The sequence below is a fragment of the Lysinibacillus sp. GbtcB16 genome (genome assembly GCF_019091145.1).
Classification (GTDB): domain Bacteria; phylum Bacillota; class Bacilli; order Bacillales_A; family Planococcaceae; genus Lysinibacillus; species Lysinibacillus fusiformis.
The window spans coordinates 150,130-163,975 of record NZ_JAGXJV010000004.1 but is presented as its reverse complement, the minus strand read 5'-3'; the positions used below and the strand labels follow the sequence as shown (position 1 = coordinate 163,975).

The following is a 13,846-nucleotide window of genomic DNA, read 5'->3' as shown; positions in this document are numbered from 1 at the left end:
AGCGGTGAACCGTATCATAAGTAAGTGCGGTTTTTCACTCATATTTAATGTAATAGCTTATGCCTTTTCTTTTACTAGTTGTTCCGTTGCATATACGTGAAACCAACGTTCACTAGTGTGTAAGGAAGCTCAATTTAATAGACTGATAACACAAAACGAAAACTCCTAAGGTGATTTGTCTCGACAACAATTACGATTCGTGAGTTTTCGCTTTGTGTCGTTATTTGAAACAATCTTTATAAGCGAAAGCTTTCGAAATTGTATCTAGAATGTTTCGTTCAAAGCACGCCGTAATTGCCAAAAATCATCTTGAACTTTAAGGGTGCTTGCTTTTCTTACATCAATAAATGTACGCTATTTTCGAACTTCTGGTTAATCCTCATTTACTTGTCTAGGGATAGCATAGGCTTTTTCACTTTTTTGCTGAGCGTTATAGTTTGATCCTAAAACACCTAGTAGAATAATGATTGTACCGAAAATATGATAGGATTGAATCGTTTCGTTTAAGAAAAGGACGCCAGCAATAATCGTAATTAATGTAGCTAAATTATTAAAGACACTCATTTTTGACGCTTCAATTTGCGAAAGTGCATAATTGGAGAAAAAGGAAGTTCCTAAAGATGAAAGTGCTCCAAGGTAAACAATAGCGATGATAAACGTTCCGCTTGAGAACGGTTCGATGAATTGATGCATCGTTTTCGTTATCATATGATTTCCAATAGCTACAATATTAAAAAAGATAAAGCCAAAGAGCGTCATAACGTAAGTTATCGTAAAAAATGAGTAATGTTGCACAAGTTTACGTGCTAAAACGGTATTGTAAGCACCAGTAAGGGCTGACAGTAACATAAGGAAAATTCCTTTTACATTTTGTGAACCTGTATCTGCTCCATTCATAACAAAAATGAAAATGACACCTGAGACTGATAATAACACCGAGGCCTTTTGTAATGGTACTGTATGTTCTTTCAAATATACTGATGCTAAAATCAGAGTGAAAATTGGTACAGTAGCTAGAATAATACCGGCTTCTGAAGAAGAAGCATAGACTAGACCGAACGTTTGAAATGTGAAAAATAAAGTAGGATAAATTAAAGCTAATGGAATAATATTACATAAGTCCTTCTTTGTCACATTTAAGCGAATCTTTTTCAAGACAATAATAGCAGTAGCGATAACAAAAGCTATAGAAAAGCGGTGTGCCAGTGTATCAAGCGGTGAAGAAGCAACAAGGCTCAGTTTTACGAACATAAATGAAAAGCCGATGATGAGTGCATACATGGTTGCTGCGAAATAAGCTTTTGTTTTTTTAGACATTTTTACAAGACTCCAATCCTTTTATCCTGCATTATCGGGCAGGAACACCCCCACCTCAAAATTTAGCTGTCGGCAAAAAAGTTAGGTGGGAGATAAAAAAACTACCACGGATTAAAGTTTTACTTTCGTAGGTATATTAACGAAACACTTTAAAGCGCTCTTCATTTGCCAAAAATTCTTTTTCACTTGGCACTGCTTCGATACTTCCGAATGGCATTTGTGCAGTTAATTTCCAATTATCAGGAATTCCCCATTCGTCTTTCACATTTTGATCGATAAGTGGGTTGTAATGTTGAAGGGAGGCACCTAGTCTTTCTTGGGCTAATGCCATCCATACAGAATGCTGCGCAATTCCGGTTGCTTGTTCAGACCAGATAGGGAACTGTTCTGCATATAGAGAGAATTGATTTTGATACTGTTGAATGACGTCTTGGTCTTCAAAAAATAAAATGGAAGCGAAGCCTGCACGGAAAGAATCTATTTTTTCTTCTGTTCGGGCAAAGTTTTCTGCTGGAACAATTGAGCGTAACTGTTCTTCAACTAGATCCCATAATTTATCATGATGTTCGTTAAATAAAATTACTGCCCGTGAAGTTTGTGAGTTAAAAGCAGTTGGACTATGCTTTATTGCCTCCATAATAGTGTCTTGAATTTTTCCTTCAGTCTGTTCTACATTTTTTCCTAGAGAGTAAATTGAACGCCTCTTTTCCATCAATTCAATATATCTGTTCTTCATATTTGTAAACTCCTTTTCTAATAATTTTTCACCACAGTATCCTACCTAAGTTCCTTTCCTTTTTAATACGTTCATTGTAAAATTTGAAATATAATAGTTCAATACTATTTTTTCTATACAAACAATAGGTTTTGGCTATAGAAAAGGAGGATTTGATATGGAGATTAGACAATTAAATTACTTCCTTATGCTGTGTAAGGAGTTACATTTTTCTGAAGCAGCTTTTAAATTGGGGATTTCTCAACCGACATTAAGTCAGCAGATACGTGTTCTAGAGGGTGAAATAGGGGCACCATTATTCGATCGAATTGGCAAAAAAACAGTGAAAACGGAAGCTGGTGAGTTACTTGAGCACTATGCTCTAAAAGTTCAACAGGATTTAGAAAATGCCAAGAAAGCTATCTCTGATTTGATAGATTTTAACAAGGGACATTTACGTATCGCAATACTGCCTTCGGATCTTGATTATCGCTTAACCGAGATTTTAATTGATTTTCGAAAGGAATTCCCCAACACAAAAGTGCAAGTATTTCCGACAATAGAAAGTTTAACAAAAGTGCTAGGTAATGAAGTTGATATTGGCATTGGTTTAAAGGTAGAAGGAAATTCTCATTTAGAGCGTATTCCATTCTATACGGAGAGGTACAGTTTATTTGTGAATGAAAGTCATGACTTATCTCAGAGGAAGAGCGTCAAACCAGAAGAGTTGGTAGATATATCACTTGTTATGTATCCTCAAGGGAAATGTGGTCGTGATCTAATCGATAAATGGTGTGATAGGCAAGGAGTAACGATTAATAGTGTTATGGAAACTGGTTCAGCTACATCATTATTTCAACTCGTTCAAAAAGACATTGGTGCTACTATTCAACCTAGCCAACTTATCGAAAACTTCCAATCGCTAGGTATTCGATCAATACCCATTGAAAATGCACCAACGAGGGAACTAGATATCTTCTATCGTAACGACAAATATTTGAGTAAAGCAGCTAAAGGTTTCATGAAAAGAGTTATAGAACGATTTTAGAAGTTGAGCACTGATTTACTTCTACAATCATTTAAACAATTCATCGACATGTTAAAATGGATGCGCACACCTTTCAAAATTCAAGAGCAAATGAATGCTTTAATGAGTTGGAACGGAAGGGAAGCACAAGCATTACACCGAATCGTTCGTGGAGCGTTGTTACATGCAATTTTTATTGGAATTCACCCATTCATTGATGGAATGGTCGTACATCAAGATTGTTGTTAAATTTAGAGCTAATGAATTCTGGCTATCCACATTATTATTCGAATAGAAAATAGATTGGCGTATTACGATGTATTAGACAAAGCACATACGACAGAGGATTATGGGGACATTGTAGAGCTTATTGAGAAGGAAGTTGAGGCTTCGTTAGACTTATATACGAGTGCCGTGTGATACTGCCAAGTCTCCGGCAAGCGTAAAACGTTCATAGGATGAAAGCTGGATTCAACTGTTCATTAATTGTTTTTATTAACTGCTGTTCGACTTCTCGATTTAACATGCTATCAACGTCCTTTATTTTATTATAAAGGTTAGACGAAAAAAACGCACTTAAATCCATTACGGCGAATCGTATCATAAGAAAGTGCAATTCTTTGGAACTATCACCATGAATTATGCATTTTATAAAAATATATAGAACTGAATAAATAAGCCAAAAAAGAACATAAACTGGTTCTTTTTTGGCTTTTTAGATTGGTTAAGTTAGTCTAATATTGTGACCTTTAATTGTTTTACTCCAAAATTAATTGCATCTTGTTGAGAAGGGAAAAAGACATCGATTCGTTTTCCTTTAATGGCACCACCAGTATCCCCTGCAATTGCTTCACCATATCCTTCCACATAAACTTTACTACCCAATGGAATTACAGCTGGGTCAACTGAGATGACCTTCGCATTTGGGTTGGTTTTAAGGTTCATGCCAGTAGAAGTAATACCAGAACATCCCTCACATGAAGCCGTATAGGCTGAAGCTTCCACTATAATTTCCTTTGAAGCAGTTTTATTTGTAGAAGAAGCGTTGGCTTCAGGAGCATTCTCCTTTGAAGCGGTAGTACTTGTTGATGGAGCAGTTGCTTCAGGTGCACTATCCTTTGAAGCAGTAGTACTTGTTGATGGAGCGGTCGCTTCAAGTTTACTTTCTACTGCAGTTGTATTATTTGTTACTGAAGTTGTCGTTTCCTTTGCTGCATGAGCTGTAGGCTTTATTGGTTTGTCAGTTACAGCCTTACTTGTTTTCGTACCATCGATAATGGATAAATATAAACCGGGATGAATAAGGTCCGTCTGTAATTGGTTCCATTCTTTAATTTGTGAAACAGAGACTTGATGATCTAGGGCTATATCCCATAGTGTATCTCCTTGCTTAACGGTATATTGTTGTGCAATGATAAGGACATCACCAGGGTGAATAAGGTTAGTAGTCATATGATTCAATGTTTTAATATTTTCTACAGAAGTATGATGTGTACGAGATAAATCCCAAAGAGTATCGCCTTTTTGTACGTTAATTGTTGCAGCTTGAGCATTAGCACCTAAAGTTGCCGAAAGCATTGCAACTGGTACAATTGAAATTATTTTTTTAAGCATGTATTAATCCTCCATGTGCGTTCTTAGTTGTTAATGTAGAATCATCGTAACATAGATTTTTTTGAGAAAAAGAACAAGGAGATGTTAATTTGATTTCGTCCATGGCATTTATATTGCAATAATATTTCTACTATTAAATGAATAGATTTCCGTAATGAAGATAGCTGATCTGTTAAGAGCTAATGTGATAATGTTTCTACATTAAATAAATTTCGTAAGTGGGGGATAATCATGTCAGTTGTGGATCTGTTAGCTTCTCAACTAGGTCGAAACGATGAAGAGCCAAATATGGAGTTGGCACATAAATTGATACATGAAGAAAATTATGCGGGTATAGAAGAAATAATTGAAAACCTAACGTGCAAAGATAAAAAAATTCAATATGATTGTATGAAAGTAGCATACGAAATTGGGCAAGTTAAACCGGAACTGATCAGTAAGTATGTCCTGACTTTTATAGAGTTGCTAAAAAGCTCTAATAATCGTTTGGTCTGGGGCGGGATGATGGCATTGGCAACGATTGCCGAGGTAGCATCAGAAACCATTATGGCTCATCTAACTATATTAAAAAGTGCGATGAAAATGGGTTCAGTTATTACAATTGATAAAGGTGTCCTCACTCTTGCGAAGCTAGCAGCTGTCAGTAAAGAAAACAATGATGTGATTTTTCCAATATTACTTCATCACCTTGAGAATTGCAGACCAAAGGAAATTCCTCAGCACTCGGAAAGTACGCTGTTAGCCGTAACAGATGAAAATAAAAATGAATTATTGAAAGTGTTACGAAAAAGAGAAAAATACCTAACAGCACCACAATTAAAAAGAGTCGAAAAGATTTATAAAACACTAGAAGCTTAATAAAAGTAAAAATTTTTCTTTATGTGCCGTACCATTAATATAAATGTTAGCATCAGTGGTGTTATTAGGGATTTTTGAATAAATGTTCATAAATAAAAGCCCGCTTGGCAGTTTTGCGAAGATCCTCATCATAAGTAAATGATGTTATTTATGAAAGATAAAGAGGTACAGATTTTTATCAAAAATGTCGAGAATATCAATGGCCTTATACGAAAAGACAAAAAGAGAAATTGCACAGAGCAATTTCTCTTTTTGCTTGTTCTGAGGTGAATTATGCCTTAAGCATGATAACTTCAGTATTATTTTTATTACCATTACCATTACCATTACCATTACCATTGCCGTTACCATTACCATTACCATTACCATTACCATTACCGTTACCATTGCCGTTACCATTGCCATTGCCATTGCCATTGCCATTGCCATTGCCATTGCCGTTACCATTACCATTACCATTACCATTGCCGTTACCATTACCATTACCATTGCCATTGCCATTGCCATTGCCATTGCCATTGCCATTGCCATTGCCGTTACCATTACCATTGCCGTTACCATTACCATTACCATTGCCGTTACCATTACCATTGCCGTTACCATTACCATTACCATTGCCGTTACCATTGCCATTGCCGTTACCATTACCATTACCATTACCATTACCATTGCCGTTACCATTGCCATTGCCATTGCCATTGCCATTGCCATTGCCATTGCCATTGCCATTGCCGTTACCATTGCCATTGCCGTTACCATTACCATTGCCATTGTCATTACCTGGCTTTTCAACTAACACATCAAATGTTAGTGTGTGGTTACCATACGTTACCGTAATCGTCGTAGTACCTTGACCTTTTCCTTTTACAACGCCTGCATTGACAGTAGCTATTTTAGTATTTGCTACTTCATAGGTTGCAAGCTTAGTAACATCTTTTTCTGTTGTTTGACCATTAACAGTAGTTACTTCAGTAATCTTCACGGTAACTTCTTTACCGATTCTTGTTTCAACCTGTGCTTGGTCAATTTCTAGTGTTACTTTTGGTTCTACAACAGGTGCTTTAACTGTAACATTTACCGAAACAGTATTTTTACCGTATGAACTAGTAATGGTAGTCGTACCTTCACCTACTGCAGTGACTAATCCATTTACTACTGTTGCAACATTTTCATCTCCAACAGCATACGTAGCTTTTGATGTTACGTCTTCCTCTGTTGCATCACCTTCTGCAGGTGTTGATGTTTCCGTTACCTTAAGCTGTGCAGTTTCCCCAGCTGTAAGGTCTAGCTCAGTTGGATTTACAGAAAGTGTTACTACTGGTTCAACTATTTCTTTTTCATATATTTTTGCTTCCCCAACATTCCCGGCAGCATCCGTAATGACTACAGATACAGCATTAGTTTCCGCTGTTACTGGGAATGTGAAGCTACCATCTTGATTTAATTCAAAAGCAACAGGTGCTTTTACTTGGCCATTTACCGTCGAAATATAGGAAGCTTTTAATTTATCATTTAAATTGTAATTTAAATCATATAAAGCTAATTCTTCATTGTAGTCGATATATTTATCTGTTACTTGTCCTGTAGCGACGCCATCAGCTACTGAACCCGAAATTTCTGGTTTAGTCGTTTTCACAATAATTGGTCCAACATAGTCGGAAATTGCACCTGATGCTGCAAGACCTGTAAAGTCAATTGTATAGAGACCATCTGGAATCGTTGTGGCAGGTTCTGTTCCCCATGGTTTGTACTGCCCACCAATATTCAGTGTGTAAGAGCCTTTTCCTAGCGCAGTACCTGCATGGAGATAACCAATGTAACCGTCGCCGTATTCGCCACCTTCAGGATTCATAATATCCCATAGCTCGATATAGTTAGTTGTTACATCTCCAGTTAATGTGAATGAAAGGACTGCTGAATCTTTCACGCCATCTCCGTTAAAGGATAGGTCTGTTTCTGTAATCTTGTAATCTTTAATTTCCGTTACTGCCTCGCCGCCAAGGTCAGCTGCGAATGGTAATGAAATTTCTGTATCTCCCCCATTGATATAAATATAGCCTAGTATTTCAGAGCCGTTTGGTGCTATAGCCTGTGAAGCAGTTAATGTAATATTTAACACTTGCTCACCGTTTAAATTAAATGTCGGCTGATCGACTGTAACCGTTGCATCACCAAATGTTTTGGTCACATCAACTGAAACGCTATAATTACCACCGTTTCCTTTCATGTCTTTTACTAGAACTTGTTTCGTTACAGAAATATCCTGGTCCTTCAGTGATTGTGGACCGAAAGTAACTGTACCTTTCAAGTTTTCAGTAATGGCACCTGTTCCATCTAAAATTGCGGTATCAAGTGCATAAGCAAGAATCTCTGGGTGCGCTGCAGCATACGGATTTACACGCCCCGCACCTTGAGAAAACACATCGTATGTTGTTTTATCTAAAACCTTGGCCGTATTAGAAAGCGCCACTTTTACATCAAACGCATTCCAATTAGGATTGGCTTGTTTAACTAAGGCCACTATACCTGCAATATGCGGTGTTGCCATAGAAGTTCCTGTTTTACGGCCATAAGCTTCTGCATAATCCGCATCAGGGAAATCTTTTTTATACATTGGAATCGTTGACATAATATTTGTTCCAGGTGCACTTACATCTGGTTTAATATCAAAGTTTGGAGTAGATGGTCCACGTGAACTTGAAGAGTTTACATCATCCCCCAGTGTCTTTGTGGAAGCAAATTTACTGAAGCTTATTTTACCTGTTCCGCCTGCTAATGCAGCGCGCATGGCATTTCCATCCGTTTGAGACATATCAAATGTTGGTAGATATTCGAATGCATCACCAAGGAATGTGCCTGAAATGTCCGGTGCATTTGATCCACCTGCAAAGTTATGAATAATGGTTGCGACAGCTCCATTTGCCTTTGCATTCGCAATTTTATCAACGAAGGCGATACTGCCACGAGAAATCAATGCCACTTTACCGTCTACATCAATTCCTTCAAAGTCTTTTACTTCTCCATTTCCTGGAACAGCAACTACATCAAATTCTCCTTGAAGCTGTGTAGCTACATTTTTTCCGAAAGTAGTTCCCATTAATGGAAGCTGTTTAGTTAAATTGTAGTTGCCAACTGTCACTTTCACTTCACCGTTGTACATGATTTCAGGATTTGTTGTGTTACCAACAGCAATTCCTAGTCGAGCGGTTGCAGGCGTCCCCATTGTTCCGCGATTCGGACCAGAGTTCCCTGTTGCAACTACTCCGATTGTTCCAGCTATCATGGCATTATTTATAGCAAATGAACCAGCATCCGTTTCAGTGTTAGCTCCCCCGCCAAGTGAAAGGTTGATAATGTCCATTTTTTCAATGACAGCTGTTTCAATTGCTTTAACAATACCTGAAGTAGCACCACTTCCATATGCCCCAAGAACACGGTAAGCATAAAGGTCTACTTTTGGAGCGATCCCTTTAATGCCGTATTCGTTAGCACCGATTGCCGCAATTGTTCCAGCAACATGTGTACCGTGAGATGTATAGAACGCGCTTCCTTTTTCATTAAATTCAGGAGTACCAGCTGGACGCTCTGAAGGCAATGTTTCCGATGCATCATTATCTGCCCGAGGCTTCGTGTATGTCGAAGAGTTTGGAATAAAGTTTTTTCCGCCTTTATAAATTCCAGCGAATTCAGGGTGATCTGCATCAATACCAGTATCTAATACAGCTACTTTTATACCTTGTCCTTCAAGCCCTTCCTTCCAAAGCTCTTCAATGCCAAGAAAAGAATTACTTGTATTCATTTGAGCTTCTAATTGATCTTCCTTTATAAGTTCTGATGATTTCGTCGAATCATCTTCTGATGCATGAACAATGACATCAGGTTCTATTAATGTAATTCCTTCTACTGTAAGCAGTTTCGGGAGATCGTTTGCTTTCACAGTTGCCGCAAAACCGTTTAAAACAGTATCAAATGTGTATCCTTGAGTCATTTGAACCTTTTTAGTAGCTAACTCCTTTTTTACTTGTGCTTGCTGTACTTTTACATTAGAGCGAACTTCTTTTGCTTGGGAATTAGAGAATTTTTGGCCTTTGATTTCGCTTATACCTTGCTCTAGTGCAACAGGTTTTTCAGATAAATGAACAATGACTGCAACCTGTTGATTGCCTGATACATTTTGTAAACTTTCGTGGAGAGTTGGGCCATCTTTAGATAAGCTTAGCTGTTCAGCAATAGCCGCCTTTAGTTGGATAATACTTTCACTTTGACTATCCTGCTTGAATGGTTTCGATTCTTCAGCACTAGCACTCGACAATGGAACCAATAAAGAGAGCACCATAACGAAAACTAGAATACTACTAAAAAACTTCATAAACTTAAAATTTTTCAAATCTCATTTCCTCCCCTACCTTTTATTGTCACACTTTTCAGTATAGTGTGATATTTCCAATTTATCACAATGGAACTAATTCGAGTATCGGAATATTTAAATATTCTGAAATATTGATAATTAGTATCATTTTATGAAAGATAGATTAAATCTATTTTCCTAGTAATGGAATAAAAAAGCAGAACTTTCCAATGAGAAATACCTATCCAAGTTTTCTCAATTACTCCTATGGAAACAGATAAAAGTAGGTATAGATGGCTGTAGTAGCTTATAGAAAAAGAGGGAGGCCAATAGGAGGAGTGATTGAAGGGATTATGTAATAGCTTAAAAATAAAAATAGCTGGCGATTTTTTTACAAATCGCCAGCTAAAAGTATGTGGTAAACTACCTCATCAGTAAATGTCATTTGATTTTTTATGCAGATTGTTTTTGGTCTAAGTGATAACTAAAAAATGTTAGTAGGCTTGCACAGATCGCAACGAGCCCACCGACCCATGTTACATTCATTAAATTCCCTTGATGGTAAACAATTCCTCCTAATGCAGATCCAAAGGCAATACCAACGTTACTCGCAACTGGCATAAGTGAAGCGGCCAATCCTTTAGCGCTTGGCTGGTAAATTTCGGCAAGGTCAATTAAATATAGCTGAGTAGATGTTGTTAACAGGATGGCCATTAACGACATTAACCCGATGTTGACTAGCCCTAAAATAAAATGATTGGAGGTCCAAAATAAACAAATTAGCACAATTGCCTGCACGAGAAAAACGAAACGAAGACGACCGATAGCATTGTGATTGGCAATTTTACCAGCGAGAATATTGCTGAATATCGAAATAAACCCATATCCAAAAAGGATAAGACTAATAGAATTATTTGGCGCTCCCATTCCGTTCAAAATAGGGACAAGGTACGTAAAGACCGCGTAAGTTGCACCAAATCCTAGAGCAGGAATGAAAAAGGCCATTAAAATACGTGGCTTGATTATGAGAGAAAACTGATCCCGTATGGAGCTACGTACTTGACTGAGCCCATTTGGCAAGACGAAAAAGGATGCCAAAAATGCAACCCCTCCTAGTAAAGTGGTTAACATGAAAGTGGCATTCCATCCATACGAGTTGGAAATAACAATACCAATTGGTACCCCCACGACATTTGCCAGTGTGAAACCGCCGAAAACGAATGAAATGGCAAGTCCACGTTTGTTACTCGGCATGGTTTCGCTTGCCACAATCATGGCTAGTGAAATTAAAACGCCTGTTACAACCGCTGTCATAATACGAAGTAGCAGCAGCATAATGTAGTTCGTAGAAATGATACACAAAGCATTAAAGACGATGAAAGCTGCTATCAAAAACAACATCCATTTACGCTTTGGAAAGTGACTTGTTGCGGACATCACGAGTGGTGTAGCAACGGCAAATGTAATGGCAAATGCAGAAACGAGTGTGCCTGCCTTTGCATTAGTCATTTCTAGACTTGAAGAAATATCAGTTAAGATTCCGACTATGACAAACTCACTTGTCCCCAACACGAATGTTAATGAAGTAAGTGTGAAAATAAGTAACCAATGTCTCTTGGATAATTGAGTGTGGTGCATAAATACCTCTTTCTTAGATGAATATAAATGTGTCACAGAGTAGATAAACAACCTAAACATCATATCATAAAATATTTTTACAAGAAAAATCTTTCTAGATTGCATGGGATTATTGGATTTCCACTGTCGATAAGGCTACTAATTTTAATAGCTACATCAACTATGGTTAAACATCAATCCTGCTTCCTTACATTTTTTCTTAAAGGAGGAATTTACTAAGTTTGGTCGAAATTTAACATGAAGAAAGCTTGTTCAATTTCTACCGTACTAACTACCTTTAAAAAAGGAAAGGGAAGATTCCTGATGATTCAATTCCAAAATCATACTACTACAGTTTTTCAAAGTGCATTATATATGACTACCTCGGCAATCATTCAAACGAATGAAGCAATCATTATGACAGATCCTAATTGGTTGCCTAGCGAAATTCAAGAAATTCAAGATTTTATAAATAACATTCAGGGTGACAAACAACTATATATTATTTATACCCATAGTGATTTTGACCATATAATTGGTTCAGGAGCGTTTCCAGAGGCCAAGGTAATTGCCTCTAAACGATTTGATGACAATTCGAATAAAGCAGAAAGCATTCACAAAATTCACCAATTTGATCAGAAATATTATTTACATAGGAGTTATTCCCCTGTATATCCTACAGTTGATATTGTCGTTTCAGAGGATGGATATACAGTAGAGTTAGATTCCATTACGATGACCTTTTACCAAGCCCCTGGCCATACAGATGATGGTTTATTTACAGTGATAGAGCCATACGGGTTATTTCTTTCGGGCGATTACTTGTCCGATATTGAATTTCCGTTCATCTTTAGCAGCTATAAGGATTATGTGAATACGATGAATAAGGCTGAAAGGATTTTACATAATCATGCCATCACAACCCATATACCCGGTCACGGAACGACGACCCAAAATCAACAAGAAATTCAAAAAAGAATCGATAGCTCAAAGTATTACTTAACTCAGCTTCCACAAGATAAAGGGGAGTTAGAGAATTATTTAAGGAGCGAGTATTCATTTTTTGAAGGAATGAAAAGCATTCATACTGACAATAAAGAGATGATCTGTAAAGAAAGTTCAGAAGAGCATTTGTAGTCTTCTAGAATGCATCGACATGGATGACAAAGCAACCAAAAAGGAGATTGGCTTGCAGTAGCCAGTCTCCTTTATTATGAAAGCTTACTTTGTTAATTCGTTTCCAGTAAACGCTGCAAGTAGTTCACGTACTTCATCGGTTGAATGGGCATTTATTAATTGAATGCGTAATTGATTAGCTCCCTTGAAGCCACGCACATATATTTTAAAGAAACGTTGTAATGCTTTAAATGAACGAGTATCAAATTCCTTAGAATAATGATCATGAAGATGAAGGTGAAGGGATAGCAAGCTCAGGTATTCCTCTGCAGTATGCTCCTTCGACTCTTGCTCAAAGGCATATGGGTTTGAAAACACGCCTCTCCCAATCATTACTCCATCGATACCGTATTGCTCAGCTAATTTTAAACCTGTCACTCGGTCAGGAATATCTCCGTTGATCGTTAGCAATGTATCAGGAGCTATTTCATCCCGTAGTTTTTTTATATCTGCAATCAATTCCCAATGTGCGGGGACCTTACTCATTTCTTCTCGTGTACGTAGATGAATAGAAAGGTTAGCGATGTTTTGTTTTAAAATATGAGTGAGCCACTCACGCCACTCTGCTACATCTGTAAAGCCAAGTCTTGTTTTTACGCTAACAGGTAAACCACCAGCTTTAGCGGCTTGGATAATCTCTGATGCTAGTTCAGGATGAAGAATTAAGCCAGCTCCTTTACCACGTTCAGCTACATTATCGACTGGGCAACCCATATTAATATCGATCCCTTTAAAGCCCAGCTCTTTCATACCGATACTCATTTGACGGAAATGTTCAGGGTTGTCTCCCCAAATATGGGCAACAATCGGCTGTTCATCTTCTGTGAAAGCTAAACGGTTACGCACGCTATCCATACCATCTGGATGACAATAGCTTGTCGTATTGGTGAATTCCGTGAAAAATACGTCGGGACGACCTGCCTCACTAATGACATGACGAAATACAACATCTGTCACATCCTCCATAGGTGCTAAAATGAAAAATGGCCGTGGTAAATCAAGCCAGAAATTATTTTGATTCATTGATGAAAATCCTCTCTTTCCAAAATACTACCTTGCAAAAAGATAACATATTTCGTTTATTTCTTCACAACTAATTGGCTTAGGCCCTATAAGAAAGTTCGAAGTTGGTCCTCTTTACATTAATGGGGAATGAGTATAGGTCTTCACAGCA

At 37.5% G+C, this 13,846-nt stretch carries 10 protein-coding genes; 4 read left to right on the top strand and 6 right to left on the bottom strand.

Going from position 1 to position 13,846, the window contains the following annotated elements; all coding sequences use genetic code 11:
• Window positions 1-372 precede the first annotated feature (372 nt).
• Window positions 373-1,317 (bottom strand): DMT family transporter, encoded by a 945-nt coding sequence (locus KVT27_RS16915; RefSeq protein ID WP_217581656.1) that lies wholly within the window; start codon window positions 1,315-1,317, stop codon window positions 373-375.
• A gap of 136 nt (window positions 1,318-1,453) precedes the next feature.
• Window positions 1,454-2,053, bottom strand: coding sequence for a nitroreductase family protein (locus tag KVT27_RS16910; protein WP_208704928.1), 600 nt, complete (start codon window positions 2,051-2,053; stop codon window positions 1,454-1,456).
• Window positions 2,054-2,210: 157 nt separating this feature from the next.
• Between KVT27_RS16910 and KVT27_RS16905 the strand changes: the two genes are divergently transcribed.
• Together KVT27_RS16905 and KVT27_RS26745 are read left to right on the top strand one after the other, a co-directional pair.
• A complete protein-coding gene (locus tag KVT27_RS16905; RefSeq protein ID WP_217581655.1) occupies window positions 2,211-3,080 on the top strand; it encodes a LysR substrate-binding domain-containing protein in 870 nt (289 codons plus the stop codon).
• Between the two features lie 3 nt (window positions 3,081-3,083).
• Window positions 3,084-3,308 (top strand): Fic family protein, encoded by a 225-nt coding sequence (locus tag KVT27_RS26745; protein WP_052323605.1) that lies wholly within the window; start codon window positions 3,084-3,086, stop codon window positions 3,306-3,308.
• Window positions 3,309-3,788: 480 nt separating this feature from the next.
• On the opposite strand, the gene KVT27_RS16895 is transcribed toward KVT27_RS26745, so the two are convergent.
• The gene (locus KVT27_RS16895; protein ID WP_217581654.1) at window positions 3,789-4,673 is read right to left on the bottom strand and encodes a LysM peptidoglycan-binding and 3D domain-containing protein; all 885 of its coding nucleotides are present in this window, start codon (window positions 4,671-4,673) and stop codon (window positions 3,789-3,791) included.
• A 231-nt stretch (window positions 4,674-4,904) separates the two neighbouring features.
• Between KVT27_RS16895 and KVT27_RS16890 the strand changes: the two genes are divergently transcribed.
• Window positions 4,905-5,531: a hypothetical protein gene (locus tag KVT27_RS16890; RefSeq protein WP_217581653.1), complete on the top strand. Its 627-nt coding sequence runs from the start codon at window positions 4,905-4,907 to the stop codon at window positions 5,529-5,531.
• 271 nt (window positions 5,532-5,802) lie between these two features.
• On the opposite strand, the gene KVT27_RS16885 is transcribed toward KVT27_RS16890, so the two are convergent.
• Together KVT27_RS16885 and KVT27_RS16880 are read right to left on the bottom strand one after the other, a co-directional pair.
• Entirely contained in the window at window positions 5,803-9,918 is a 4,116-nt protein-coding gene (locus KVT27_RS16885; RefSeq protein ID WP_254636180.1) for a S8 family serine peptidase, read from the bottom strand.
• A 414-nt stretch (window positions 9,919-10,332) separates the two neighbouring features.
• Window positions 10,333-11,517 (bottom strand): MFS transporter, encoded by a 1,185-nt coding sequence (locus tag KVT27_RS16880; protein WP_208704932.1) that lies wholly within the window; start codon window positions 11,515-11,517, stop codon window positions 10,333-10,335.
• Window positions 11,518-11,820: 303 nt separating this feature from the next.
• Between KVT27_RS16880 and KVT27_RS16875 the strand changes: the two genes are divergently transcribed.
• Entirely contained in the window at window positions 11,821-12,633 is an 813-nt protein-coding gene (locus KVT27_RS16875; protein WP_208704933.1) for an MBL fold metallo-hydrolase, read from the top strand.
• Between the two features lie 84 nt (window positions 12,634-12,717).
• Here KVT27_RS16875 and KVT27_RS16870 read toward each other — a convergent pair whose 3' ends face one another.
• A complete protein-coding gene (locus KVT27_RS16870) occupies window positions 12,718-13,695 on the bottom strand; it encodes a tRNA dihydrouridine synthase (protein WP_217581652.1) in 978 nt (325 codons plus the stop codon).
• Between the last annotated feature and the right edge of the window lie 151 nt (window positions 13,696-13,846).

Coding starts and splice junctions, on each gene's coding strand:
- KVT27_RS16875 (WP_208704933.1), top strand. CDS start 11,821: ATGATTCAATTCCAAAATCATACTACTACAGTTTTTCAAAGTGCATTA.
- KVT27_RS16915 (WP_217581656.1), bottom strand. CDS start 1,317: ATGTCTAAAAAAACAAAAGCTTATTTCGCAGCAACCATGTATGCACTC.
- KVT27_RS16870 (WP_217581652.1), bottom strand. CDS start 13,695: ATGAATCAAAATAATTTCTGGCTTGATTTACCACGGCCATTTTTCATT.
- KVT27_RS16895 (WP_217581654.1), bottom strand. CDS start 4,673: ATGCTTAAAAAAATAATTTCAATTGTACCAGTTGCAATGCTTTCGGCA.
- KVT27_RS16910 (WP_208704928.1), bottom strand. CDS start 2,053: ATGAAGAACAGATATATTGAATTGATGGAAAAGAGGCGTTCAATTTAC.
- KVT27_RS16890 (WP_217581653.1), top strand. CDS start 4,905: ATGTCAGTTGTGGATCTGTTAGCTTCTCAACTAGGTCGAAACGATGAA.
- KVT27_RS16880 (WP_208704932.1), bottom strand. CDS start 11,517: ATGCACCACACTCAATTATCCAAGAGACATTGGTTACTTATTTTCACA.
- KVT27_RS16905 (WP_217581655.1), top strand. CDS start 2,211: ATGGAGATTAGACAATTAAATTACTTCCTTATGCTGTGTAAGGAGTTA.